Raw genomic sequence first — 24,630 nt, forward strand, 5'->3', positions numbered from 1 at the left:
GCCGACCCGAGCACGTCTAGTCGATGTTGACGATCAGGCAGGGGCCGCCGACGAACAGGCCCGCGTCGATGCCCAGGGCCTTGCCGTTGGCGTAGCTGTGCGGGCCTTCGATCTGGGTTGGCAGGACGCCGATCTGGTCGGCGATGACGCTGTGCCCGTGCACCACCTGGCTACCGCCCAAAGTGGACAGCAGCAGGTCGGCGACCTGTTCCCCCTCCGGGCCGCGGAAGGCGTACCGGGTGGTCATCCGCCGCCACACCTCCCACCACTCGACCAGGTCGTCGGAGCGCAGGACGGTCTGGACACCGGCGTTGATGGCGTCGATGTCGGTGCCCCAGCCGAGGTACTCGGTCGTGTCGGAGTGCATCAGCAGGTGGTCGCCGACCAGGGCGACGACCGGGCGGGAGGTGAGCCACTCGACGTGGGCGTCGGTCAGCGACTCCTGGTCGGTGGCGATGCCGCCGTTCATCGCCCAACTGCGGGCGAAGCTGCGCTGGCCGTAGTCGGAGGGCACCTCCTCCTCGCCGAAGCGGTGCATGCCGAGCAGCAGGATCTCGTGGTTGCCGAGCAGCGTCTCGACCCGGCCGCCCGCCGCCTCCGCGCCCGCGGCGAGGGTGCGGACCAGGTCGATGACGCCGATGCCGTCCGGGCCGCGGTCGACGAAGTCGCCGAGGAACCACAGGTGGTCGGTGCCGCCCGCCCAGGCCCCGTCCTCGTCGGCCAGACCCACGGCGCGCAGGGCGTCGAGCAGCTCCGCGCGGTGACCGTGGATGTCACCGACCACGTAGGTCGACCGGGGGTCTTGCTCCACAGCGACGACGATAGGCGAGCGGCGGCGGCGACGCGCAGTGATCGCGCGACCACGCCGGTTCATCCCACGGCGGCTCATCGTGACCCCCTCGTCCGGGTTACGCCTCGGGGAACGGGTCGGCGGTGCGGCCGACCAGGTCGGCGACCGAGCCGATGACCCTGGTCGGTCGGTACGGGAACAGCTCGGCGGTGCGCTCCCCGGAGATCCCGGAGAGCACCAGGATGGTGTTCAGGCCCGCCTCCAGTCCGCTGCGCACGTCGGTGTCCATCCGGTCGCCGATCATCAGGGTGCTCTCCGAGTGCGCGCCGAGCCGCCGCAGCGCCGAGCGCATCATCAGCGGGTTGGGTTTGCCGACGTAGTAGGGGGCGCGGCCGGTGGCCCGCTCGATCAGCGCGGCCACCGCCCCGGTGGCGGGCAGCGAGCCCTCACGGCTGGGGCCGGTGGCGTCCGGGTTGGTGGCGATGAACCGGGCGCCCTCCTCGACCAGCCGGATGGCCCGGGTGATGGCGGTGAAGCTGTACGTGCGGGTCTCGCCGAGGACCACGTAGTCCGGGTCGCGGTCGGTGAGCACGTAGCCGATCTCGTGCAGCGCCGTGGTCAGCCCGGCCTCGCCGATGACGAACGCGGACCCGCCGGGGCGCTGGCTGTCCAGGAACCTGGCGGTGGCCAGCGCGGAGGTCCAGATGGCCGGCTCCGGCACGTCGAGGCCGGTGCGCAGCAGCCGGGCGCGCAGGTCGCGCGGGGTGTAGATGGAGTTGTTGGTCAGGACCAGGAACGGGGTGCCGGTCGTGGTCAGCTCCGCGATCAGCTCGTCCGCGCCGGGGATCAGGTGCTCCTCGTGCACCAGGACCCCGTCCATGTCCATCAGGTACGTCCACCGCCCGGTCATGGCGTGAGGCTACCCAGGGGTCTCCACGATGACCTGGGTCGCCTTGACCAAGGCGACCGCGAGGGTGCCCGGGACCAGGCCGAGCTCGCGGACGGCCTCGGTGCTCATCAGCGAGACCACCCGGTGCGGGCCGCACTGCAGCTCGACCTGGGCCATGACCTGGTCGGCGACGATCGCGGTGACCAGGCCGACGAACCGGTTGCGGGCGGAGCGGCCGACCCCGCTCGGATCGGGCACCTCGGTGGCCTGGTCGCGGGCGAACCGGGCCAGCGCGGCACCGTCGACGACCTTGCGGCCCGCGCCGTCGACCTCGGCGGCCAGGTGGCCGTGGTCGACCCAGCGGCGGACCGTGTCGTCGCTCACGCCGAGCAGCCGGGCGGCCTCGGCGACCCTGAAATACGGCATGGCCCAGACAGTATCCCCGCAGGTGCGACCTTGTCGGCACGCACGGTCACGATCGCGCCGAGATCACCGGGTATCCGGGCGGGAACCGGCCACGGGGTTCGGTTCGGGGACTACGCTGGGCCCGGTGAGCGCGGTCGACCTCGGCATCCCCAGGCTCCGGGTCACGGCTCCCAGCGCGGACCGCCCGGATTCCCCGCTCCTGCTCGACCGGTTCGGCCGGGTCGCGACCGATCTGCGCGTCTCGCTGACGGATCGGTGCAACCTGCGGTGCACGTACTGCATGCCCGCGGCCGGGTTGGACTGGATGCCGCGCGCGGAGATGTTGTCCGACGCGGAGATCGGCGCGGTACTTCGGGTGGCGGTGCGGGAGCTGGGGGTCACCAGTGTCCGGTTCACCGGCGGTGAACCGACCCTGCGCAAGGGCATCGAGCAGATCATCGCCGATACCGCGGCGTTGGCACCGCGACCGCGGATTTCCATGACCACCAACGCGATCGGGCTGGCGCGGCGGGCGGCAGCGCTGGCCGATGCCGGTGTGGACCGGATCAACGTCTCGCTGGACACGTTGCGGCGCGACAGGTTCAGCGAGTTGACCCGCCGCGACCGGCTTGAGGACGTGCTGGCCGGTCTGGCCGCCGCGCGCGACGCCGGCCTGAACCCGGTGAAGGTCAACGCCGTCCTGGTGCGGGGCCGCAACGACGACGAGGCCGTGCCGCTGCTGCGGTACTGCCTCGACAACGGCTACCACCTCAGGTTCATCGAGCAGATGCCGTTGGACGCGCAGCACGGCTGGAACCGGGCGGACATGGTCACCGCGGCGGAGATACTTTCCCAACTGCGCAAGGCTTTCGACCTCACCCCCAGCCCGACCCCGCGCGGCGCGGCCCCGGCCGAGCGCTGGCTGGTGGACGGTGGACCGGCGGAGGTGGGGGTGATCGCGTCGGTCACCCGGCCGTTCTGCGGCGACTGCGACCGCACCCGGCTGACCGCCGACGGGCAACTGCGGTCGTGCCTGTTCAGCCAGACCGAGACCGACCTGCGCGGGCCGCTGCGGGCGGGCGCGGACGACGGGGAGATCGCCGAGCTGTGGCGGGCGGCGATGTGGGCCAAGCTCGCCGGGCACACCATCAACGAGGCCGGGTTCGCGCAGCCGCTGCGGCCGATGAGCGCGATCGGGGGGTGACCCTGGTGGGTCTGGTGACGGTGCGGTATTTCGCGGGCGCGCGCGCGGCCGCGGGCGTGCACGAAGAGAAGGTGGACCTGCCGGAGGCCGGGACCGTTCGCGACGTTCTTACGACAATCGAGCATCTTCATGGAGAAGCCCTCACTCGCGTCTTGAGCGCGGCGAGCTTCCTGCTCGACGGGATCGCGGTCCGGAATTTCGCAATTCGACCGCTCGACGGTGCCGCGCTCGATGTGCTGCCACCGTTCGCGGGCGGCTGAATCACCATTCCCGGATGGCCCAGCGGCAGAATTCGACGTGAGCCAGACCTCACCGACGGTTAAATATCTCGGCCCGGACACGGCCGGGTAACGCCCAAGTTGACTGGCCTGACCTGCGCGAACGTGGGGATCGCAGAAGGTTGCGCGGCGTTACTGTGATGACGGTCACGCTCCTTGGAGTTTTCGATTCCACTCGCGGTTACGTACCGTCGCTTCCGGCTGGCCCCGACCAGTCGGCACGACCCGGGAGTTCGCACCGCCAAACCCTGTCCGGCGGGCTCTCGGGAACCAACCCCGAGCGAAAGCGAACTCCCGGACAGGGGCGAGGGACCACGACGAGTGGAAAGCGGTGAAAATCCGCCGCGAGGCGTGGTGGCCGGATTCCTAGGCGAACCGGCCGGGCCCACGAGGCCCGCCCAGAGCGCACCAGGCGCAGGCGCGGGAGGAGAGACCCAAATGTCGTACCGAGGCAAGCACCGCAAGCAGAACGCCGCTCAGCGCACCATCGCCCGCGTCCTCGTCGCAGGAGTCGCGGTCGGCGCCCCGTTGGCGATCGCCGCGACACCCGCCTCTGCCGACACCGTGAACTGGGACGCTGTTGCCCAGTGCGAGAGCGGCGGCAACTGGAACATCAACACCGGCAACGGGTACTACGGCGGCTTGCAGTTCACCCCCGGCACCTGGCGTGCCAACGGCGGCACCGGCAGCGCGCACAACGCCTCCCGCGAGGAGCAGATCCGCGTCGCCGAGAACGTGCTGAAGTCGCAGGGCATCGGCGCCTGGCCGGTCTGCGGCAAGCACGGCGGCTCCGCCCAGGCCGCGGCCCCCAAGAAGGCCGCCGCCGCCCCGAAGAAGACCACCACCGCGAAGGTCACCCCGAAGGCGGCGCCGAAGCCCGCCGCCGCCCCGGTGACCAAGGCGGCCCCGGTGGCCCCGGTGGCCGTGGCCACCCTGGCCGCGTCGAACCCGAACGGCGACTACACGGTCGTCGCGGGCGACACCCTGTCCAAGATCGCCGCCACGCACGGTGTGGCGGGCGGCTGGCAGGCGCTGCACGAGTTGAACAAGGCGTACATCGGCGACCCGAACCTGATCCTGGTCGGTCAGAAGATCGCCACCAAGTAAGACGCGTCCGCGCGGTTGTCCCGGGCCGTCACCGCACTCCTCTTAAGGGTTGTGCGGTGGCGGCCCGGCCGCGTCCGGTGCCCGGTCGGGAACCGGCCTAACCTGGCGGCATGGCATCGAGACCGTGGATGACGCTGACGGCCGCCGTGCTCGACTCCGGGGACGCCCGCGAACTGGCGGGCTTCTACCAGCGGCTGCTCGGCTGGCCGCGTGGCGCGGACGACCCGGACTGGGTCACCCTCCGCCCGCCCGGCGGCGGCACCGGGCTGTCCTTCCAGAGTGAACCCGAATACACCCCGCCGACCTGGCCGACCCGCCGGGGCAAGCAGCAGATGATGTCGCATCTGGACATCGAGGTCGCCGACCTGGACGCGGCCGGGCGGCGCGCGGTCGCCGCGGGCGCCGTGCTCGCCGAGTACCAACCGCAAGAGGACGTCCGGGTCTACCTCGACCCGGCCGGACACCCGTTCTGCCTGTGGATCCGCCGGTAGCCCCTCGGTCCACTAAGGACAGTTGACCCATTCGTCGGTGCCGTCGGTGAACCGCTGGTGCTTCCAGATCGGCAACCGCGCCTTGACCTCGTCGACCAACCGGGCGCACGCGCCGAACGCCTGGGCCCGGTGCTCGGCGGCGACGGCACACGCCAGGGCGACATCACCGATCGCGAGGTCCCCGATCCGGTGCGTGACCGCGATCGCCCGCACCCCTTCGGTTTTCGCCAGATCCGCGGCGACCTCGGCGATCACGTCCTTGGCGCTGGGGTGCCCCTCATAGGTCAACCCGATGACACCGCGACCGTGGTCGTGATCGCGGACGACGCCCGCGAACCCGACGACGGCACCCGCCGCCCGGTGGGCGACCAGATCTTCGTGCTCCACAACGGAAATCGGCGCCTCGCTGACCTCGGCGCGCAACACCACGGCGGTCGGCGGGGCCACGCGCACGTGATCACCCCCGGCGAGTTGGTCGACCGCGTGGTCCAGAACCCCTTCCAGCACACCAAGTCCATCCCGCACACCACCGGTCGAACCGGGCAGGTTGACCACCAGCGTGCGACCGGCGACGCCGGCGACCCCCCTGGACAACACGGCGGTCGGCACCTTCGGCAGCCCGGCGGCCCGGATCGCGTCGGCCAGACCGGGGACGTCGTGGTCGATCACCGCGCGGGTGGCCTCGGGGGTGCGGTCGGTGGGGCTGATGCCGGTCCCGCCGGTGGTGATGATCACGTCCACCCCGACCGCGTCCCGCAACGCCCGCTCGACCGGGACACCGTCGGGAACCACGACCGGGTCGGGCGTCTCGTAGCCGCGGCCGCGCAGCCAGGCGACGATGAGGGGACCGGTGCGGTCCTCGTACACCCCCGCCGCCGCCCGGTTGGACGCGGTGATCACCCGGGCCGTGCGCGTCATGGCGTCTCCCTGGTCCAGGGGCCGGACTTGCCGCCCTCCTTGCGGTCGAGGCGCACCGCGTCGAGGACGGCCGACGGGTCGACCGCCTTGATCATGTCGTGCAGGGTCAGCCCGGCCACCGCGACGGCGGTCAACGCCTCCATCTCGACACCGGTGCGACCGGTGGTGCGGACGGTGGCGGTGATGGTGACGTCGGTCGCACCCAGGTCCAGGTCGACGGTGACCCCCGAGATGGGCAGCGGGTGGCACAGCGGGATCAGGTCCGGGGTGCGCTTGGTCGCCATGATCCCGGCGATCCGGGCGGTGGCCAGCGCGTCGCCCTTGGGCAGCCCGTCGCGGCGCAGCAGGGCCACGACCTCGGCGGTGGTGCGGACCACACCACTGGCCACGGCGGTCCTGGCGGTCACCGCCTTGGTCGAGACATCCACCATCCGGGCCGCGCCGGTCACGTCCACATGGCTGAACTCACCCACGACATTGATGCTAGTGGCTCGCCTGCGCGGCCTTTCGGACCGCGTCGGCCACCGCGGGTGCCACGGCGGCGTCGAAGACGCTCGGGACGATGAACGACGGGTTCAGCCGGTCGCCGTCCACGATGTCGGCGATCGCCTCGGCGGCGGCCAGCAGCATGGCGTCGGTGATGCCCCTGGCCTGCGCGTCCAGCAGGCCGCGGAACACGCCGGGGAAGGCCAGCACGTTGTTGATCTGGTTCGGGTAGTCCGACCGGCCGGTGGCCACGACCGCGGCGTGCCGCTGCGCCTCCAGCGGGTCGATCTCCGGGTCCGGGTTGGCCAGGGCGAACACCACCGCCCCCTCGGCCATGGTGGCGACCTGCTCGGCCCCGAACAGGTTCGGCGCCGAGACACCGATGAACACGTCCGCGCCGACCAGGGCGTCGTGCAGGGTGCCGGTCCGGTTCTCCCGGTTCGTGTTCGCCGCCACCCACGCCATGTTGGCGTCCATGTTCACCCGGTCGCGGTGCACGATGCCGTCGATGTCGACCGCGACGATGTCGCCCGGGGTGCGCTGCAGCAGCAACCGGATGATCGCCGACCCGGCCGCGCCGACCCCGCAGACCACGATCTTGGTCTTCGCCATGTCCTTGCCGACCACCCGCAGCGCGTTGCGCAGCGCGCCGACCACGCAGATCGCGGTGCCGTGCTGGTCGTCGTGGAAGACCGGGATGTCCAGCTTGTCCCGCAACCGCGCCTCGATCTCGAAGCACCGGGGCGCCGCGATGTCCTCCAGGTTGATGCCGCCGTACACCGGGGCGATCAACTCCACCGCGCGGATGATCTCCTCGGTGTCCTGCGTGTCCAGGCACACCGGCCACGCGTCGACCCCGGCGAACTTCTTGAACAGCGCCGCCTTGCCCTCCATCACCGGCAGGGCCGCTGCGGGACCGAGGTTGCCGAGGCCGAGCACCGCGGACCCGTCGGTCACCACCGCGACCGTGTTCCGCTTGATCGTGAGCCGCCGCGCGTCATCGGGGTTCTCGGCGATCGCGGTGCAGATCCGCGCCACCCCCGGGGTGTACGCGCGGGACAGGTCGTCGCGGTTGCGGAGCGCGACCTTCGCGGTGACCTCGATCTTGCCGCCGAGGTGCATCAGGAACGTCCGGTCCGACACCTTCCGCACGGCGACCCCGGGCAGCGCCTCCAACGCGGAGGTGATGTCCTTCGCGTGGTTGGCGGACATCGCGTTGCAGGTGATGTCGACCACCACCCGATCACTGTGCGACTCGACCACGTCGAACGCCGTGATCACCCCACCGACCCGGCCCACCGCGCTCGTCAGATCCCCCGCCGCACTGGCACTCGGCGGCGCCTCAACCCGGACGGTGATCGAATAGCCGGGACCGGGGACGGGCATCGCGGACACTCCCGATGGGACGTAATTCACTGAATCGGCACAGAGCCTAACCCCGCGCGATCCCGACCCCCGCGCCGACCTCTCGTTGATCACACCTTCCCGCCGACAACCCCGACCACCGACCGCTACGCGTCCACCGGATTCCCCCACAACACCCGTACGAGCCGGGTTGTTCGCTTGACCGGCTCGCCACCCGGCGGCTACGCAGCACCCCACCCACCCGGGGCGCCGGGGCCCATTCCTGACGGTAGCGCGGAACGCGGGTTGTCAAGGGCTGACATGGGTGGGCTGTGGACAACTGGCGCCGTTGTGGACAAACCGGCGGAGGACCGATCAGGGGGACGGGTCGACCAGGGCGGCCTGGGTGATGCGGTGCAGGGGTACCCGGGTGATCTCCTCGGTCGTCGGGTCCCGGCCCTCCAGGATGCCCCCGCCGATTCGCAGCGGCTCCAGGACGCGTTGTCGGGCCACCCCGTGCGCGTCCACGAGGCCGACCCACACGGTGGTGTGCGCGCGGGCGGCTTCCTGGAGGAGGGCCATGGTTTCCGCGGTGTTCGCCCCCGAGCCCGCCGCCGCGGTGACCGATCGGCCGCGTTTGCTGTCGGCGGCGCGGTCGCCCGCGCGCATGGTGTGGACGATGTCGGTGATCTGGTCGTCGTCCGGGGCCTTGGGGGCGGTGCGGCGGACGGCGCGGACGGGGGCCTGCACGCGGCGGCCGGTGGGGCGCAGGTCGACGACCTGGCCCTCGGCGTCCTCGGCGGCGGGGGCGAACCCGGCGGCGCGCAGGTCGTCCAGGATCTCGGTGATCGGGACGGGGCTGACCAGCACGGTCGGCGCGATCCGGCGCAGCCGCAGGGCGACGGCGGCGGGGCTGGCGGCGACCTCGGCGATCAGCGCCGGGTCGTCGCAGCGCAGGAAGGACGCGGTGGCGCCGCCGCGGAGCCTGCCGTGCCGCCGGGCGACGTCGTCGATCAGGTAGGTGAGGGACTGGGGGACCGGGGTGCGCGAGTGGACCCGGAACAGCTCGTGCAGGTCGCCCGCGGACCGGCCCGCGTCGAGCGCCCGCCGCAGCGAGATCTCACCGACCCGGTACACGGTGGCGCTGCCCGCCGACTCGATGTCCGCGACCTCGCTGATCCGCGCCGCCAGGTGCGGCTCCAGGGGGCCGGGGGCGACGACGGTCAGGTCGGCCTGGACCAGCACGTGGTCGATCGGTTCGGGCATCACCTCGGCCATCCGCTTGGCCGACGGCGCCGTGCCCTCCTCCAGCAGCGCCCGCCCCGGTCCGCTCAACGCGCCGTGCGCCACCACGCCCAGCGCCGTCGCCTCGGCCAGCGTCCAGCGGACGATCTCGTCGCGCAGCCGCCCACCCCGGCGGGGAGCACGCCACGCCAGCAGCGCAGCGAGCTCATCCGGGTCGACGATGCCGGTACCCGCCCGCAGGTCGGCCAGGACCCGCAACACCCGACCACGCTCCAGCGGCGCGACCGGCCTGCGCAGGTCCTCCGACAGCGGCGCCAGCACCCGCTCCTTCGCGTCCCGCAGACCACCGATACCGGGCAGCCGCGGCAGGTCGAGCCACGCCGTGGCCAGCGTCGCCCACTGGTTGGCCGGGGACGCGGACTGCCACAAGTCGCTGTGCGTCGTCGGGACGTACTCGGGGTTGGCCGCCGCCTCGTTGTCGGCCACCAGCGACGCGCCGACGGCCAACTCGACCAGCAGCACCGCGTCCCGCTCCCCGATGTCCAGCGCCTTCGTGAGCTTCCGCACGTCGCGCACACCGAGCCCACCGGACTTCAACACCTGCGGCGGCTCGTCCGACCACATCCGCAGCAACGTCTGCATGTGCCGCAGGAACTCCAGGGCGGCGCCCGCCGCGGTCGAGTCGACGGCCTTGTGCGCCTTGGTCCGCGGCACCGGCTCGTCCATGACGACCGTGTCGCCGCGCAACGCCAACCCGACCTGCCGGGGCAGCTCCACCGTCGTCGCGTCCACCCGGGTCAGCAGGCCACGCGCCAGCAGCCGCTGGATCGGCGTGACCGCCTCCGCCAACGGCAGCACGGCCGCCGCGTCCTTGGTGTTGCCGACCGGACCGACCTCGGACAGCTTGCCCAGGACGTTGCGCTCGTCCTCCGGCAGCTCCGCCACGGCCGCCCGCACGTCGACCCCGTCCAACCCGGGTGACGGCCGCCCCAGCCCCGCCGGGAACAGCCCACCCGCCTCCCGCGCGGCCGGTACCAGCGACACCCCGTCGTCATCGCCCCACGCGATCGCCAACAGCCGCAACTGCTCAACTGCCGCCGAGACTCGTTCGGGCGGTACCCCGAGATCGATCGCACCGCTCGGCACCGGCTCCTGATCGGCGCCCGCCGCCAAGAACGCGTCGAGTACCGCGAGGGTGAACGTGTCCAGCCCCTCGGCGGCGCGCGCCACCGACGCCCTGGTCGCGGCCCTGGTGGCGAGGACCGTGGAGTTCGCAGGCCGCGGCGTGGCCAGGTCGGGACGGGCGCGCAGCACCGCGGCGAGCCTGTCGTCGTCCCCCGCGCGGAGCCAGTCGGTGAGCGTGGTGCCGGACACCCTGACCACGGTATACGGCGACCCCGTCCAGTAACCTCGGCAGTGTTCGTGACAAGAGGAGGACCAGTGGCGAAGACCGCCAAACCCGCCCGCGTCGACCCGACCTGGCGCGGCGACGACGACAACGGCTCCCACCCGGTCACCGAGCTGACCTCCGACCGCCAGGGCGCCCTCTCCCCCTTCGGGGACGTGACGTTCCCCCTGGACACGGTCCCGTACGTGCACCCGGTCACCGAGATCAACCGCTGACCACCCCGTCCTTGAGGCCGCCCGCCCACGCGGCCTCAAGGACCCCCTTCGCCTCTTCGGTGCTCGCTCCGCCGTGCCTACAGACCCCCGGCACAATCACCCCAGCGTCGCCGCACCCCCGATAGCCACGGGGCGTCTTCACCCTCAACGCCGTGTCTTGTCTCCGGCAGCCATGGGCGGACTTGACCACTTGGTCGTCCCCACCCACCGCCTTGCCCCGCGACCTCTTACCCCCACCAACGCCCTTAGCGCACCCCCCGGGCGCAGCCCGGCCCCCACCCTCACCGGGGGGCGTCCCCGAGGCCAGTCTACCGGCTGACAAGGGCAGGGGCGAGGGGCGTTGGGCAGGCTGTGGATAACTTGGCGGAGAAACCGCAGGTCGCTGGAATTCCGCCCGGAAAGATCATGCTTGTGGTGGGAAGCGTTTCTCAGAACGTCGGACAGGGCGGTCGGGCGCAACGACCTCCCCGGTGATGACGGCTCGCACCGGCACCACCGGTGTGCTGCTGCCCCACGAAATGTGGTGCGGAAACGGGCAACGGCCCCCGGGAGAACCCGAGGGCCGTCGATGCGGCGAACGTTCAGACGGCGCGGGACATGCGTTGGTGCATGGCGTGCTCGACCAGGGTGATCAGGGTTTCCTTGGTGGAGTCGCGGTCGCGGGCGTCGGTGGTGACGATGGGGACGGAGGGTTCCACGGTGAGGGCCTCGCGGACGTCCTCGATGCGGTGGTGCAGGACGCGGTCGAAGCAGTTGAGCGCGATCACGTAGGGCAGGCCGCGGTCCTCGAAGAAGTCGATGGAGGCGAAGGCGTCCGCTAACCGGCGGGTGTCGACCAGGACGATGGCGCCGATCGCGCCGCGGACCAGGTCGTCCCACATGAACCAGAAGCGGTGCTGGCCTGGGGTGCCGAACAGGTACAGGATCAGGTCGGAGTCCAGCGACACGCGGCCGAAGTCCATCGCGACGGTGGTGGTGACCTTGTTCGGGGTCGACGACAGGTCGTCGACGTCGACGCTGGCCTCGGTCATGACGGCCTCGGTGGTCAGCGGGACGATCTCCGAGACCGACCCGACCAGGGTCGTCTTGCCCACGCCGAACCCACCGGCCACGACGATCTTCGCCGAGGTGGTCGGCTGCGGGGCAGCGCCGCGCGCGCTGAGAGGACTAGAGCCTGCGGAGCCCACTGAGCACCCTTTCCATGAATTCGATCGACGGCCGGTCACCCACGACCATGCCGCTCTGGTGGATCGAGACGAGGCCCATGCCCGCCATGTCGCCGATCAGGACCCTGGCCACCCCCAGCGGCAGCCGCAGGTGGGCGGCGACCTCGGCGACCGACCGGGTGTCCAGGCACAGGCCGCAGATGGACCTGTGCTCCGGGCGGACCGCGGCGTCGGGCAGCCTGCCCCGGTCGCTGGTGGAGACCAATGCCTCGATCGCGAGATCGTAGTCGGACCGGGTGCGGCCGCCGGTCTTGGTGTACGGGCGGACCAGGGACCCGGTCTCGTGCGGGGCGGGCTCGTCCGGGTCGGGTTCCGGCTCGAGCTCGACGGCCGGGATCTCCTTGCTGTCCCAGTCGGACTGGGCCGGGATGCCGGGGTCGCCGTAGAGGGTGGCGCTCGGCCCGCCGAACAGCCTGGCCCGGAACCCGTCGATGTCGAACCGGTTCGGCGGGTCGCCGAGGCCGGGTTCGGACAGCTCGTCCCACCCTCGTTCGGTCATCTCCGGCAGCCTCCGCTCGGGCTCGTCAACAAGCTGGTCCCGGGGGTGTTCGGTGTCCGGGGCACCGTAGGCGGCGTCCGGCTCGAACAGGTCCCGATAGGAGAAGTCGTCCTCGGTCCGTCTGCCCGCTGGTCTGCGGCCCGTGCTCATCGCGTCGTCACCCCGCCGTTCCGCCCGGTCTTACCTGCGTTGCGAGCCCTGGAGCTGCGCGCGCAGCTCCGGGGTCATCTGCTGGCCGACCCGCTCGACGAGGAGGGTCATCTCGTAGGCGACCAGCCCGATGTCGCAGTTGGGCGCGGCGAGCACGGCCAGGCAGGAGCCGTCGGAGATGGACATGAGGAACAGGTAGCCGCGGTCCATCTCGACCACGGTCTGGTTCACCCCGCCCGCCTCGAAGCACCTCGCGGCCCCGGCGGTGAGGCTGACCAGGCCGGAGGCGACCGCGGACAACTGCTCGGCGCGGTCGCGGGGCAGCCCCTGCGAACCGGCCAGCAGCAACCCGTCGGCGGACACCACCACGGCGTGCGCGACGCCAGGGACCTGTCGGACAAAGTCGGTGATGAGCCACCCGAAGCTTCCGGGCTGCTGTACGGACGCGGTTGTCACTCCTGCTCCTCGTCTTGGCGGCTCTCGTCTGAACCGGTCTGGTCACCAGCGTAGGCGTCGATCAAGGCGTGCCTGCCCCGACGGACCCCCTGCTGGAAGCTGGACATGCGGCCGCGGATGGCGTCGGCCGAGCGGGGCGGTAGCGCGGGCACGGCGGGTTGCTCCGCCGTGGTCTCCCGCGGACCGGCCGACCCGGGCACCAGGTGCGCCTTGGGGACGCGCTTGGGCAGGCCCGCGGTGGTGATGGTGTCCGCGGTCGTGTCCAGCAGTGCGCGGGCGCGCTGCCAGCCGTCGTCGCCCGGCGAGCGCCAGGCGTCGACCTCGGGTTCAGGTTCGGGTTCGGGCTCCTCGGCCGGTACCGGCTCGACGTGCCCGGTGAGCTCGGCCTCGGTCTCGGGTTGGACCTCGGGGTGCACCGGGGCCACGGCGACGGCTTCCGGCTCGACCGGCTCGATGGTCTCCTCGGGGACGAGGTGGCCGTTGGTGACCGGGGTGGAGCCGGTGTCGCCCGCCTCGAACCACTGCGACAGCACGGCCTCGTAGATCGGCAGCCGCTCGGTGGGGGCGTCGATGGACCGGTCGACCTCGCGGGGGGTGACCGGGGTGTGCGGCACGGCGCCGTTGCGGGCCTCGTGCCGGGGCGGGTCCTCCGGCTCGGGGAGCGGGAGGCCGAACAGGGAGCCGGTGACGGCGTTGTCGACCAGGTGCCCGTTGAGCCGGGACCGGATCTCCTCGGGGGACGCGGGCGGGCCCCAGCCGCCGGTGTCCTCGGGGCTGCCGTCGCGGGCGAACGCGGCCGGGTCGAACGCCGGGTACCCGGCGACCTCCTCGCCCGCGCGGTCGACCTGGGAGTCGCCGACCGGGGCCGCGGTGTCCGGGCGGGACCGGGGCATGCTGCCGGTGAAGGCGCCCGCGATGCCGCTGGCCTTGGCCGCGGTGTCGCCGAGGCTGGGGGTCTGGGCGACGATGCTGGTCGGCTGGGCCGAGCTGGAGGTCTGGACCAGGTTGGCCGGGACGGTGATCCGGGCGATCAGGCCGCCCTCGATGTCCTCGTTGTCGCGCAGCCTGACCTTGATGTCGTGCCGCTTGGCCAGCCGGGCGACCACGTACAGACCCATCCGCCTTGTCACCGCGACGTCGATGTCCGGCGGGTCGGCGAGGCGGCCGTTGGCGGTCTCGATCTCCTCGTCGCTCATGCCGACGCCGGAGTCGGTGATCTGGATGGCCAGTTCCTTCTTGCGGGTGACGGCCATCCGCACGTAGACCTTCTTCTCCGGCTCGGAGAACGAGGTCGCGTTGTCCAGCAGCTCGGCGATGAGGTGGACCAGGTCGGAGACCGCGCGGCCCTGCACCGACACCTCGGGGGCGGAGAGAACGTCGATCCTGGCGTACTGCTCGACCTCGGAGACGGCCGCGCCGACGACCTCGGCGGCGGGCACCGGCCGGGACAACTGGCGGGACAGGCCGGAACCGGAGAGCACCAGCAGCGACTCGGAGTTGCGCCGCATCCGGGTGGCGAGGTGGTCGAGCTCGAAGAGGCTGGCGAGCTGGTCGGGGTCCTGCTCGTCCTGCTCCAGCCGGTCGATCAGCGACAACTGGCGCTCGACCAGGGTCTGCGACCGGCGGGACAGGTTGACGAAGATCGAGTTGATGTTGTCGCGCAGCAGGGCCTGCTCGGTCGCCATCCGGACCGCCTGGTCGTGCACCGCGTCGAAGGAGCGGGCCAGTTGACCGGTCTCCTCGCGGGTGAACACCGGCACCGGCTCCACCGCGTTCTTCGACGCCTCGACCGGGTCGGGGTCGGCGAGGATGCGCTGCACCGTCTCCGGCAGCCGCCGGTTCGCCACGTCCAGGGCGTCGCGGCGCAGCACGCGCAGCGGCACCAGCAGCGAGCGGGACACGATGAAGGTGACGACGAGGGCGATCAGGATCGCGGCGAGCACGATCATGGCGTCCCGCCAGGCGTTGGCCTTGGCGTCGTCGGCGGACTGGCTGGCCAGGGTGCGCAGCTTGCCCAGCAGCGTCACCTCGACCTTCTGCAGCGCGGTCGCGGTGGCCTTGGCGTCCGCGGTGAGCTGGTCCATCTGGATGCCGAGGTCGCCGCCGGTGGGCGACTCGGCGCGGACGAACGCGGTCTGCTTGATCCGCTCCCGGTCGTCGACCTCGGCGCCGGAGAAGGTGTCCGAGAAGAACTGCGCCTCGCTGACGTCGGCGTTGGCCCGGAAGGTGGCGATCGAGGCGTTGTAGCTGGCCTCGGCGGCACGGGCCTGGTCGAGCATGCTCGACGGGAAGGCGTTGCGGGCGCCCGCGATGAGCAGGATGGCGTTCTGGCGGCCCAGGTACTCCTTGGCCTCGACGATGCTCAGCGAGGCGGCGGCCAGCCGGGCGATCTCGGGCTGGGCCAGCGACGAGGTGAACTCGGAGCCCGCGGCCAGCACGTTCTCCAGCAGCGCGGTGTAGGACTGGTAGACGCCGACGTCCGGGTAGAGGCTCGACAGCGCGGCCGAGCGCACCGCGTCGACCGCCTCCAGCCGGGTGGCCAGCGAGGCGAGCAGGTCGGCGTTGGTGGTGGAGACCTTCGTCACGGCCTGCTTGAGGCGGGTGAGGGTGGCGTTGGTCTTCTGGATCTGCCCCTGCACCGGGGCGGTGTCACCGGTGCGGCCGCCCGCGACGAACGCGACCATGACGTTGCGCTCGCTTTGCATCTCGTGCACGAGGGCGACGACGTCGAGGGTCGCGGTGACGCTGGTGGCGGCCTGGTCGAAGGTGTCGGCCCGGTCGAGTTCGTTGGTCGCGCGCAGCACGCCCAACGCGACCGCGGTGATGACCGGGACGAGCAGCACCGCGACGAGCTTGGTCCGCAGCCGCCAGTTGCGCAGCCGCCACCGCGAGCCGCCCTCCACGGTCTTGCGACCGGAGGGCCTCGGGGCGGGGGGCGCGCCTGCGTCTAGTTCGGACACGGCGGCACCACCGTCTTTCCCTGGGCCTGAGTGCACCCCAGTGGTGTGGTCGGGCACAGCCAGCACACTCCCTGCATCTGAGCCAGTAGCCCGTTACCCAGCAGGCCTGCTCCAACGGACAGCTACCCCAGTGAAGGACGCGGCACGTCGCGGACGCTCGGTGCGTGGCGCGGCTGCCCGCAAGATGTCGGACCGGGAGGGTCCAACGTTACTCGCGACCATGGCGCCAGCTCTCCCCTACCGCTCGGTTGAGCGCCTCACTGTGTGGACACAGAAGGTAGCGAACTCTCCGTCACGATGTAACCCTTACAGGGCATCATCACAGCCAGTATCCGCTAGTTAGCCCCGGCAACATTTCATCAGGGTGATGTTGTGGTGGTTTTCCCCATGTTCACCATCGTCCATATGGATGAGCAATCTCTAACCATCCCGATGTTCAGCTACCGACTGTAACCCCAGGTCAGGGCGGCCGCAGAGTTCCCCCACTTGGCTCAACAGGACCGCCCGAATCAGTGAGAGAGTTCACCGCAAGGCATCTTGTGCGCACTCATTGTGACTTGCACCCCTTGGTCTCTAGAGTGCGTCCTTGGTTCCGCAGGGGGACTTGCACCCACCTCGACAAATACCGACCTCCTACGAGGAGAGGCTCCAAATGCTTCGACGCGTTGCCACCAGACGGACCGCCGGGGTCCGTCTGCCGATCGCCGCTCTCGCCTTGACCCTGTTCGCCACGCTCAGCGGCTGCGGTCTGCTCGGCGGCGATGACTCGGGGTCGCCCTCCGGGCAGAACAACAGCGGCACCGGCGCGGTGGAGAAGGCCAAGATCAAGGTCGGCGTGCTGCCGGTCGTGGACGTCGCCCCGTTCTACCGGGCCATCGAGCAGGGCTACTTCAAGGAGCAGGGCCTCGACGTCGAGCCGGTCGTCGAGGCGAGCGGCGCGGCGTCGATCAACGCGGTGCTCAGCGGTGACATCGACATCGCGTTCTCGTCCTACCCGGCACCGCTGCTCGCGCAGAGCCGCAAGTTCGCCGACTTCAAGATCGTCGCGGACGCGCTGGCCGCCAAGCCCGGTCACATCGTGGTCGTCGCGCCGCCGAACTCGCCGCTGAAGAAGGCCACCGACGCCCCGGGCAAGCGGATCGCGATCACCGCCCGCAACACCATGACCGACCTGGCGCCGATGTCGGTGCTCAAGACCCAGAACGTCGACTACACCCAGATCCAGTGGCGCGAGATGAACTTCCCGGACATGATCCCGGCGATGCAGCGCGGTGACGTCGACGGCGCCGTGGTCGTGGAGCCGTGGGTGACCACCGCGGAGAAGAAGCTCGGCGCGATCCCGGTGTTCGACGGCGCGTCCGGCCCGACCGCCGAGATGCCGATGTCCGGTTACGTCGCCATCGGCGGCCAGGGCAAGTTCGCCACCACCAGCCCGAACACCGTGGCCGCGTTCCAGCGCGCGCTGGCCAAGGCGCAGGCGGAGGCCACCGACCGGTCCAAGGTGGAGCCGATGTTCGTCAAGTACGCGAAGATCGACGCCGAGACCGCGAAGCTGGTCACCATCGCCACCTACTCGACCTCGCTCGAGGCGAACCGGATCCAGCGGGTGGCGAACCTGATGGAGGAGTTCGGCGTGATCAAGGGGCACCTGGACGTGTCCACGATGATCGTCAACGGCAACAGCGGCAACTCGGCGGGCAACAAGTAGGTCTGGAGGCGGGCTCCCCGCCGGGGGAGCCCACACATCACCGTGAGCGGAGCTCCCCGGGTGCCCGCGAGCCTGATCGGTCTGGCCGGCTTCTTCGCCGTGTGGGAAGTCGCCAGCCGGACCGATCTCGTTCCGGAGTACTACCTACCGCCGCCGAGTGTCGTGCTGCCCAAGCTGGTCAGCCTCCTCGGCGACCCCGAGTTCGTGCGGGCGGCGGTGGCGACGTTCGCCGCCACCGTCCTCGCCCTGGTCATCGCGACGCTGGTCGCGGTACCGGCTGGACTGATTCTAGGAAGCGTACCGCCGGTCCGGCGGGCCGTGATGACCCTTGTCGAGTTCCTGCGACCGATCCCGTCGGTCGCCCTGATCCCGTTGGCCCTGCTGACCTTCGGCACCGGCCCGGACACCAAGGTCGCGCTCGCCGTCTACGGCGCGGTGTGGCCGATCCTGTTCAACACCATGTACGCGCTCGACGAGGTCGACCCGCTGCACGTCGAGACGGCTCGGGCGTTCGGCAGCGGCCGGGTGGCCGTGCTGGCCAGGGTCGCCCTGCCCAGCGCGGCGCCGTTCGTGCTCACCGGCGTCCGGCTCTCGTTCGCGATCGCGCTGGGCGTGGTGATCAGCACCGAGCTGTTCTCCGGCGGCACGGTCGGCCTCGGCCAGGTCGTGCAGGTGGCCAGCGGCGGCGGCCTCAACATGGACACCGTGCTGGCGGGCACCGTCCTGGCCGGACTGATCGGTTTCGGCGCCAACGCCGGTCTGGAGTGGTCGCACCGCAAGCTGTTCGCGTGGAACCTGCCCAGGGGCGGTGACAAGTGAACCGGCTGAGCGGGGTCGCGCAGCGCTGGGTCGTGCTCGTCGTCGCGGTCGGGGTGTGGGAGCTGGTCACCCGCGCCGCCCGCTCCGGCGACACGAGCATCAGCTTCTTCTTCCCGCCGCCGTCGGAGATCGCGGGCGCCGCGGGCAGGCTGTGGTTCTCCTCGGCGTTCGGCGACCACATCGTCCCCGGGGTCAGCCGGATGCTGGGCGGTTGGGCGCTGGCGGGTGTGATCGGCGTCGCCCTGGGTGTCCTGTTGGGCCGCTCGCGCGGCGCGATGGCCTACCTGGGCGCGGTGTTCAACTTCCTGCGGTCCATCCCGCCACCGCTGCTGGTGCCGTTCTTCGTGGCCAGCGTCGGGGCGACCAGCATGCAGTTGCCGACCATCGTGTTCGGCGCGATCTGGCCGGTGCTGCTCAACACCGTGGACGGCGCCCGCTCGGTGGACGCGACCAAAGTGGACACCGCACGGGTGTTCCGGCTGTCGCGGTCGCAGTGGCTCGTCGGCGTTGTGCTGCCGTCGGCGCTGCCGAAGGTGTTCGCGGGACTGCGGTTGAGCCTGTCCATCTCGCTGATCCTGATGGTGATCTCGGAGCTGGTCGGTTCGGCCAACGGCATCGGCAACCAACTGGTGCTCGCCCAGCGCGACTACGAGCCCGCGGACATGTGGGCGTGGATCGTGCTGCTGGGCGTGCTCGGTTACCTGTTCAACACCCTGTTGCTGGCGTTCGAGCGGCGCGCGCTGGCGTGGCAGCCACGGCACTCGCTCGAAGCGCAGGCGATCGCCACCGGAGGCTGACGTGAACATGTTGGAGGTCGACGGGGTCGGCCACACGTATCAAGGCAAGGACGGCGCTTACACCGCCATCGACGGGCTGAGCTTCACCGTTGGCATGGGCGAGTTGGTGTGCGTGGTGGGGCCGTCTGGTTGCGGTAAGTCCACTTTGCTGCGGTCGATCGCGGGTCTGTTGCGGCCGTCGCGCGGCACGGTGAGCCTGCACGGCAACCGGGTGGACGGCGTGCCGTCCGACCTGTCCGTGGTGTTCCAGGACTACAGCCGCTCGCTTTTCCCGTGGCTGTCGGTCACGCGGAACGTGGAGTTCCCGCTGCGGCGGCTGTCGCGCTCGGAGCGGTCCACACGCGCGGGTGAGGCGTTGGATGCCGTGGGGCTGGGCGGGGCGGGCAAGAAGTACCCGTGGCAACTCTCCGGCGGCATGCAGCAACGGGTCGCCATCGCGCGGGCGCTGGCCTACCGGCCCGCGCTGCTGCTGATGGACGAGCCGTTCGCGTCGGTGGACGCGCAGACCCGGTTCGAACTGGAGGACTTGCTGCTGCGGGTGCGGCGCGAGCAGGACACCACCGTCCTGCTGGTCACCCACGACATCGACGAGAGCGTGTACCTGGGCGACCGGGTGCTGGTGCTGTCGAAGTCCCCCGCGTGCGTGGTGGCCGACCTGGACGTGCCGCTCGGGTCCAGCCGGGACCAGATCACCACCCGGGCGAGCGAGCAGTTCGTCGAACTGCGGGCCAGGGTCGCCGGGATGTTGCAGGGCGGTCCGGTCACCGTTCGGTAGTCCACCGGTCACAGCACGAAGGCCCCGCCAGAGTTCCGGCGGGGCCTTCGGTTGTCCGGCTCAGGTCGGGCTCAGGCGTCGACCTTGAGGCACAGGGTGAACTTGGTCGGCTCGTTGTAGACCAGCGGCACGTTGTCCGCGCAGCCCTCCCGGTCGGCCTTGCCGTCGATCACGTCGACGACCTCCAGGTCGGACCCGGAGCCGCCGCAGGTGACCTTGCGGGCCTTCTCGTCGTCCTTGTAGTTGGCGACGCAGTCGCCCTTCTTCACGTTGTAGGCCAGGCAGAGCACGTAGCCGTTGCTGCCGGTCTGCTGGAACTCGGTGAAGTCGCTGTCGGACGGGCAACTGGAGGACGAGCTGTCCAGCTTCTTGCCGACCTTGTACAGCGCGGCCGGGTCACCGCAGTCGATCTTCTCCACGTCCGCGTTGGTCGCGCTGGCCTTGTTGATCTTGATGCAGTCGCCGACCGAGGCGGTCGCGGGCGACTTGGTGAAGTAGTAGACCGCGCCACCACCCACGACGAGCAGCACGATCAGGATCAGCACGATCCGCAGCACCTTCTTGCCGCCACCCCGCTTGGCCGGGGCGACCTGCGGCGGCGCGGCCGGGTAGCCGACCGGCGGCTGCCCGAACGGGGGCGGCGGCGCCTGGCCGGGCGGCGGCGGGAACTGCTGGCCGCCGGGCGGGGTTCCCGGGCCCTGCTGCGGGTAGGGCTGACCGCCGGGCGGGGTTCCCGGACCCTGCGGGAAGGGCTGGCCCTGCGGAGGACCGAACTGACCCGGCTGCTGCGGGTTGGACATGTGCACCTCATGGGATCCAAAAGCGACTGGGCCTGCACCATCCCCCCTGGGGACGCGGCTGGTGCGGCGGTGCAATCTAACCCGTAGCTCGAACGGACGTAACGGAAACCCCACAATTGGGACCGAGATTACTTTGTGTAACTAGCTACCCGGTGGTTACCGGCCTGCAGGGGTCGGCGGCGCCAAACAGAACACGACCGGCGGTTCGGCATAGGCCAAACCGCTACTCTCCGGACACCTGGACGAGTCGGTGGTGTTCGCCAGCTCGTCGGTGACCTTGATCGCCTCCGGCGCGTCGCAGGACCCCACCTCGAAGGCCTGGTCGGCGTCGTCGGCGACGTAGCAGTTGCCCGCCCGGAAGTTCGGCATCAGGCAGAGCAGCTCCGTGTCCGTCCGCACCTCCCGGTAGGCGCCCTCGGCGCAGCCCGCCACCGACAACCCCTTGCGGGACGCGACCCGGAACGTCGCCGAGCCCGCGTCGCAGCCGACGAACCGGACCTCGGCGTGCTCGTTGGTGCCGGTCACCACCGCGCACCCGGCGCCGCTCGACGAGTCGTCGCCGAGCACGTACCGGAACACGACGAACCCGACCCCGGCGATCAGCAGCGCGATCAACCCGACCGCCCACAGCGGCAACACCTTGCGCTGCCCGGGATCGGACTCGAACCGGTTGCGCTCGTGGTCACCGGGTTCGGGTTCGCCGCGCTCGGGGTCGAGGTCACCGCCTGCCAAGATGTCCAGCGGGTGTTCCTCCGGCGTCGGCTGGTCGACCGGGGTCTCCGGCCCTTCCGGCTTGCTCATGCTGCCCCAGGTGCCAGTGGTGCGGGTTCGATGCCCGTGGACGGTAGCGGGCGGCACCGCGGGCGACGGGCGGCGGTTACCGAACTGTGCCCGCCCCCGCACCGTGCCCGCCCCTGCCCGTCTGCCTGCCCGTCCCCTGCCTGCCCGTCGGGTTTGCGACACTGGGGTGGTGACAGACGGCCCGCTGATCGTGCAGTCCGACAAGACCCTGCTGCTGGAGATCGACCACCCCAGCGCGGGCGACGCGCGCACCGCCATCGCGCCGTTCGCCGAACTCGAGCGCGCGCCCGAGCACGTGCACACCTACCGGATCACCCCGCTGGCGCTGTGGAACGCGCGCGCGGCCGGGCACGACGCCGAGCAGGTGGTGGATGCGCTGTCCACCTACTCCCGCTACCCGGTGCCGCAACCGCTGCTGATCGACGTGGTGGACACCATGGGCCGGTTCGGGCGGCTCACCCTGCACAACCACCCCGCGCACGGGCTGGTGATGACCTCGATCGACCGCGCGGTGCTGACCGAGGTGCTGCGCAACAAGAAGATCATCCCGATGCTGGGTGAGCGGATCGACGACGACACGGTCATCGTGCACCCCAGCGAGCGCGGCAGGCTCAAGCAGGTGCTGCTCAAGGTCGGTTGGCCCGCCGAGGACCTCGCCGGGTACGTCGACGGCGAGGCGCACCCGATCGCCCTGGTCGAGGAGGGGTGGCAACTGCGCGACTACCAGCGGATGGCCGCCGAGTCCTTCTGGGCGGGCGGGTCCGGTGTCGTCGTGCTGCCGTGCGGCGCGGGCAAGACCATGGTCGGCGCGGCGGCGATGGCGCACGCCCAGGCCACCACGCTGATCCTGGTGACGAACACGGTGGCGGGCAGGCAGTGGAAGCGCGAACTGGTCGCCCGCACCTCGCTCACGGAGGACGAGATCGGCGAGTACTCCGGTGAGCGCAAGGAGATCCGGCCGGTCACCATCGCCACGTACCAGGTGGTCACCCGCAAGTCCAAGGGCGAGTACAAGCACCTGGAACTGTTCGACTCCCGCGACTGGGGCCTGGTCGTCTACGACGAGGTGCACCTGCTGCCCGCACCGGTGTTCCGGATGACCGCGGACCTGCAGTCCCGCCGCCGCCTCGGGCTGACCGCCACCCTGGTCCGCGAGGACGGCCGGGAGGGCGACGTGTTCTCGCTGATCGGCCCCAAGCGCTACGACGTGCCGTGGCGCGACATCGAGGAGCAGGGCTGGATCGCGCCCGCCGAGTGCACCGAGGTCCGGGTCACCCTCACCGACAACGAGCGGCTGGAGTACGCCACCGCGGAGCCGGACGAGCGGTACAAGCTGTGCTCGACGGCGCGCACCAAGATCCCGGTGGTCAAGTCGATCCTGGACCGGCACCCGGACGAGCCGACCCTGGTCATCGGGGCGTACCTGGACCAGTTGGCCGAGCTGGGCGAGGCGTTGGACGCGCCGGTGATCCAGGGCGCGACGAAGAACAAGGACCGCGAGGAGCTGTTCGACGCGTTCCGGCGGGGTGAGCTGCGGACGCTGGTCGTGTCGAAGGTGGCGAACTTCTCCATCGACCTGCCGGAGGCGTCGGTCGCGGTGCAGGTGTCCGGGACGTTCGGGTCGCGCCAGGAGGAGGCGCAGCGGCTCGGTCGGCTGTTGCGGCCCAAGGGCGACGGGCGGCAGGCGCACTTCTACTCGGTGGTCGCCCGGGACACCCTGGACACCGAGTACGCCGCGCACCGGCAGCGGTTCCTCGCCGAACAGGGCTACGCGTACCGGATCTGCGACGCCGACGACCTGCTCGGACCGCCGCTGCCCGGGTGAGTTCCCGCGCTCATGGCACCGGGAACCCCCGGTGCCATGAGCGAACAGTTCAGCGGTCCGCCAGAACCCCGTCCGTGAACGGCGGCCACGCCAGCACGGCCCACTCGCCGAACGGCCGGTCGGTGAGCGCGACGCAGGCCAGCGCGTGCTCCGGGTCGACCCAGAGGAACGTGCCGGACTGGCCGAAGTGGCCGAAGGCTCGCGGCGAGCTGCGTTCTCCGGTCCAATGTGGACTCTTGGTGCCGCGGACCTCGAAGCCCAGTCCCCAGTCGTTCGGCTTCTGCATGCCGTAACCCGGGAGCACACCGTTGAGGCCGGGGAACGCCACCGTCGTCGCCTCGGCCACGGTCTCGCCCGCGACCAGGGTCGGCCGCTGCAGTTCGGCGGCGAACTTGGCCAAGTCGGCGGCGGTGGACACCGCGCCAGCGCCCGCGGAGCCCTCCAGCGCGGAATCCGACATGCCGAGGGGCTCGAACACGGCCTCGGTGAGGTACTGGGCGAACGGGATGCCGGTCGCCTTGTGGACGGTGTCGGCGAGCACGTCGAACCCGGTGTTCGAGTAGATCCGGCGGGTCCCGGGCTCGGCCTGCTGGGTCATCGAGTCGAACGCCAGCCCGGAGGCGTGCGCGATCAGGTGCCGCACGGTGGCGGGCCCGGCGGGCTGGTCCCACTCGACCGCGCCCTCCTCGACCGCGACCAGGACGGCGTACGCGGACAGCGGCTTGGTCACCGAGGCCAGCGGGAACCGGCGGGTCTGCTCGCCGAACGTCCCCAGCACGGTCCCGTCGGCCGCCACCACCGCCGCGGCCGCGTTGTCCACCGGCCAGCGCCCCACCACGTCCAGGCTGTGCATGGCACCAAGCCTAGTGACCCGACCCAGGGGGTTGGCAGGGTCTCGACCTGCCCACGACGTCCCTGGCCGCGTTGCCGAAACGACCGAGTACGCCCAGTACGAGGCCGTTCCGGCGCCTTGCCAGGAACGCCGTGGACAGGCCGATACCCAACCAACCCCCTGGGTCGAGCCACTTGTTCGG

24 protein-coding genes are annotated in these 24,630 nt (G+C 71.0%); 10 read left to right on the forward strand and 14 right to left on the reverse strand.

Translation table 11 applies throughout. The features are described from left to right. Positions 1-16: 16 nt before the first annotated feature. From H504_RS0111985 to H504_RS0111995, 3 genes are all read right to left on the reverse strand, one after another. The gene (locus H504_RS0111985; RefSeq protein WP_035304133.1) at positions 17-811 is read right to left on the reverse strand and encodes a metallophosphoesterase family protein; all 795 of its coding nucleotides are present in this window, start codon (positions 809-811) and stop codon (positions 17-19) included. Between the two features lie 97 nt (positions 812-908). Then, positions 909-1,700: an HAD-IIA family hydrolase gene (locus H504_RS0111990; RefSeq protein ID WP_026422958.1), complete on the reverse strand. Its 792-nt coding sequence runs from the start codon at positions 1,698-1,700 to the stop codon at positions 909-911. 9 nt (positions 1,701-1,709) lie between these two features. Next, positions 1,710-2,105, reverse strand: coding sequence for a TOBE domain-containing protein (locus tag H504_RS0111995; RefSeq protein ID WP_026422959.1), 396 nt, complete (start codon positions 2,103-2,105; stop codon positions 1,710-1,712). Positions 2,106-2,229: 124 nt separating this feature from the next. Between H504_RS0111995 and moaA the strand changes: the two genes are divergently transcribed. The 4 genes from moaA to H504_RS0112015 all read left to right on the forward strand — a co-directional run bounded on the left by moaA (position 2,230) and on the right by H504_RS0112015 (position 5,164). Next, a complete protein-coding gene (gene moaA, locus H504_RS0112000) occupies positions 2,230-3,288 on the forward strand; it encodes a GTP 3',8-cyclase MoaA (RefSeq protein WP_026422960.1) in 1,059 nt (352 codons plus the stop codon). A 5-nt stretch (positions 3,289-3,293) separates the two neighbouring features. After that, positions 3,294-3,548: a MoaD/ThiS family protein gene (locus tag H504_RS0112005; RefSeq protein ID WP_169735374.1), complete on the forward strand. Its 255-nt coding sequence runs from the start codon at positions 3,294-3,296 to the stop codon at positions 3,546-3,548. A gap of 456 nt (positions 3,549-4,004) precedes the next feature. Then, entirely contained in the window at positions 4,005-4,673 is a 669-nt protein-coding gene (locus H504_RS43615; protein ID WP_026422962.1) for a LysM peptidoglycan-binding domain-containing protein, read from the forward strand. Positions 4,674-4,801: 128 nt separating this feature from the next. Next, a complete protein-coding gene (locus tag H504_RS0112015; protein ID WP_026422963.1) occupies positions 4,802-5,164 on the forward strand; it encodes a VOC family protein in 363 nt (120 codons plus the stop codon). Positions 5,165-5,176: 12 nt separating this feature from the next. On the opposite strand, the gene H504_RS0112020 is transcribed toward H504_RS0112015, so the two are convergent. The 4 genes from H504_RS0112020 to H504_RS0112035 form a co-directional block, all read right to left on the reverse strand. Continuing rightward, complete coding sequence (locus tag H504_RS0112020) at positions 5,177-6,082, reverse strand: molybdenum cofactor biosynthesis protein MoaE (protein WP_026422964.1); 906 nt, start codon at positions 6,080-6,082, stop codon at positions 5,177-5,179. Beyond that, complete coding sequence (gene moaC / locus H504_RS0112025) at positions 6,079-6,513, reverse strand: cyclic pyranopterin monophosphate synthase MoaC (protein WP_051385767.1); 435 nt, start codon at positions 6,511-6,513, stop codon at positions 6,079-6,081. The genes H504_RS0112020 and moaC overlap by 4 nt, the downstream gene beginning before the upstream one ends. A 52-nt stretch (positions 6,514-6,565) precedes the next feature. After that, positions 6,566-7,954 (reverse strand): NAD-dependent malic enzyme, encoded by a 1,389-nt coding sequence (locus H504_RS0112030; RefSeq protein ID WP_026422966.1) that lies wholly within the window; start codon positions 7,952-7,954, stop codon positions 6,566-6,568. 333 nt (positions 7,955-8,287) lie between these two features. Further along, positions 8,288-10,531 (reverse strand): helicase-associated domain-containing protein, encoded by a 2,244-nt coding sequence (locus H504_RS0112035; RefSeq protein ID WP_026422967.1) that lies wholly within the window; start codon positions 10,529-10,531, stop codon positions 8,288-8,290. Positions 10,532-10,597: 66 nt separating this feature from the next. Here H504_RS0112035 and H504_RS0112040 point away from each other — a divergent pair, with 66 nt between their 5' ends. Continuing rightward, a complete protein-coding gene (locus tag H504_RS0112040; protein WP_026422968.1) occupies positions 10,598-10,780 on the forward strand; it encodes a hypothetical protein in 183 nt (60 codons plus the stop codon). A 581-nt stretch (positions 10,781-11,361) separates the two neighbouring features. Here the strand turns inward: H504_RS0112040 and H504_RS0112045 are convergent. From H504_RS0112045 to H504_RS34665, 4 genes are read right to left on the reverse strand one after another with little or no spacing between them, the layout of a single operon-like run. Further along, the gene (locus tag H504_RS0112045; RefSeq protein WP_026422969.1) at positions 11,362-11,967 is read right to left on the reverse strand and encodes a GTP-binding protein; all 606 of its coding nucleotides are present in this window, start codon (positions 11,965-11,967) and stop codon (positions 11,362-11,364) included. After that, positions 11,948-12,655, reverse strand: a complete 708-nt coding sequence (locus H504_RS41960; RefSeq protein WP_026422970.1) for a DUF742 domain-containing protein — start codon at positions 12,653-12,655, stop codon at positions 11,948-11,950. The genes H504_RS0112045 and H504_RS41960 overlap by 20 nt, the downstream gene beginning before the upstream one ends. A 30-nt stretch (positions 12,656-12,685) precedes the next feature. Further along, positions 12,686-13,111, reverse strand: coding sequence for a roadblock/LC7 domain-containing protein (locus tag H504_RS0112055; RefSeq protein ID WP_026422971.1), 426 nt, complete (start codon positions 13,109-13,111; stop codon positions 12,686-12,688). Beyond that, positions 13,108-16,071: a sensor histidine kinase gene (locus H504_RS34665; protein ID WP_157440361.1), complete on the reverse strand. Its 2,964-nt coding sequence runs from the start codon at positions 16,069-16,071 to the stop codon at positions 13,108-13,110. Before H504_RS34665 ends, H504_RS0112055 begins: the two co-directional genes overlap by 4 nt. Positions 16,072-16,723: 652 nt before the next feature. On the opposite strand from H504_RS34665, the gene H504_RS0112070 reads away from it, so the two are divergent. From H504_RS0112070 to H504_RS0112085, 4 genes are read left to right on the forward strand one after another with little or no spacing between them, the layout of a single operon-like run. Next, positions 16,724-17,779: an ABC transporter substrate-binding protein gene (locus tag H504_RS0112070; RefSeq protein WP_026422972.1), complete on the forward strand. Its 1,056-nt coding sequence runs from the start codon at positions 16,724-16,726 to the stop codon at positions 17,777-17,779. Between the two features lie 42 nt (positions 17,780-17,821). Continuing rightward, positions 17,822-18,598, forward strand: a complete 777-nt coding sequence (locus tag H504_RS0112075; protein ID WP_245614209.1) for an ABC transporter permease — start codon at positions 17,822-17,824, stop codon at positions 18,596-18,598. Further along, the gene (locus H504_RS34670) at positions 18,595-19,395 is read left to right on the forward strand and encodes an ABC transporter permease (protein ID WP_035304138.1); all 801 of its coding nucleotides are present in this window, start codon (positions 18,595-18,597) and stop codon (positions 19,393-19,395) included. Before H504_RS0112075 ends, H504_RS34670 begins: the two co-directional genes overlap by 4 nt. A gap of 7 nt (positions 19,396-19,402) precedes the next feature. After that, a complete protein-coding gene (locus H504_RS0112085; protein WP_026422974.1) occupies positions 19,403-20,170 on the forward strand; it encodes an ABC transporter ATP-binding protein in 768 nt (255 codons plus the stop codon). A gap of 71 nt (positions 20,171-20,241) precedes the next feature. Here H504_RS0112085 and H504_RS34675 read toward each other — a convergent pair whose 3' ends face one another. After that, positions 20,242-20,970 carry an LppU/SCO3897 family protein gene (locus tag H504_RS34675; protein WP_051385763.1) on the reverse strand — a complete coding sequence of 243 codons (729 nt, stop codon included), beginning with the start codon at positions 20,968-20,970 and terminating at the stop codon, positions 20,242-20,244. A gap of 156 nt (positions 20,971-21,126) precedes the next feature. Beyond that, positions 21,127-21,771: an LppU/SCO3897 family protein gene (locus H504_RS0112095; RefSeq protein WP_026422975.1), complete on the reverse strand. Its 645-nt coding sequence runs from the start codon at positions 21,769-21,771 to the stop codon at positions 21,127-21,129. Positions 21,772-21,940: 169 nt separating this feature from the next. Between H504_RS0112095 and H504_RS0112100 the strand changes: the two genes are divergently transcribed. Next, entirely contained in the window at positions 21,941-23,596 is a 1,656-nt protein-coding gene (locus tag H504_RS0112100; RefSeq protein WP_026422976.1) for a DNA repair helicase XPB, read from the forward strand. A 49-nt stretch (positions 23,597-23,645) separates the two neighbouring features. Here the strand turns inward: H504_RS0112100 and H504_RS0112105 are convergent, their stop codons facing one another. Next, positions 23,646-24,449, reverse strand: coding sequence for a serine hydrolase domain-containing protein (locus tag H504_RS0112105; protein ID WP_026422977.1), 804 nt, complete (start codon positions 24,447-24,449; stop codon positions 23,646-23,648). Positions 24,450-24,630: the final 181 nt, after the last annotated feature.

Source organism: Actinokineospora inagensis DSM 44258 (assembly GCF_000482865.1).
Lineage (GTDB): Bacteria > Actinomycetota > Actinomycetes > Mycobacteriales > Pseudonocardiaceae > Actinokineospora > Actinokineospora inagensis.

Bases quoted from the DNA above. Each gene is read 5' to 3' on its own strand.
- H504_RS0112020 (WP_026422964.1), bottom strand. From the start codon at position 6,082: ATGACGCGCACGGCCCGGGTGATCACCGCGTCCAACCGGGCGGCGGCG.
- H504_RS43615 (WP_026422962.1), top strand. From the start codon at position 4,005: ATGTCGTACCGAGGCAAGCACCGCAAGCAGAACGCCGCTCAGCGCACC.
- H504_RS0112070 (WP_026422972.1), top strand. From the start codon at position 16,724: ATGCTTCGACGCGTTGCCACCAGACGGACCGCCGGGGTCCGTCTGCCG.
- H504_RS0112095 (WP_026422975.1), bottom strand. From the start codon at position 21,771: ATGAGCAAGCCGGAAGGGCCGGAGACCCCGGTCGACCAGCCGACGCCG.
- H504_RS41960 (WP_026422970.1), bottom strand. From the start codon at position 12,655: ATGAGCACGGGCCGCAGACCAGCGGGCAGACGGACCGAGGACGACTTC.
- H504_RS0112085 (WP_026422974.1), top strand. From the start codon at position 19,403: ATGTTGGAGGTCGACGGGGTCGGCCACACGTATCAAGGCAAGGACGGC.
- moaC (WP_051385767.1), bottom strand. From the start codon at position 6,513: ATGGTGGATGTCTCGACCAAGGCGGTGACCGCCAGGACCGCCGTGGCC.
- H504_RS0111990 (WP_026422958.1), bottom strand. From the start codon at position 1,700: ATGACCGGGCGGTGGACGTACCTGATGGACATGGACGGGGTCCTGGTG.
- H504_RS0112105 (WP_026422977.1), bottom strand. From the start codon at position 24,449: ATGCACAGCCTGGACGTGGTGGGGCGCTGGCCGGTGGACAACGCGGCC.
- H504_RS0112030 (WP_026422966.1), bottom strand. From the start codon at position 7,954: ATGCCCGTCCCCGGTCCCGGCTATTCGATCACCGTCCGGGTTGAGGCG.
- H504_RS0112015 (WP_026422963.1), top strand. From the start codon at position 4,802: ATGACGCTGACGGCCGCCGTGCTCGACTCCGGGGACGCCCGCGAACTG.
- H504_RS34675 (WP_051385763.1), bottom strand. From the start codon at position 20,970: ATGTCCAACCCGCAGCAGCCGGGTCAGTTCGGTCCTCCGCAGGGCCAG.
- H504_RS0111995 (WP_026422959.1), bottom strand. From the start codon at position 2,105: ATGCCGTATTTCAGGGTCGCCGAGGCCGCCCGGCTGCTCGGCGTGAGC.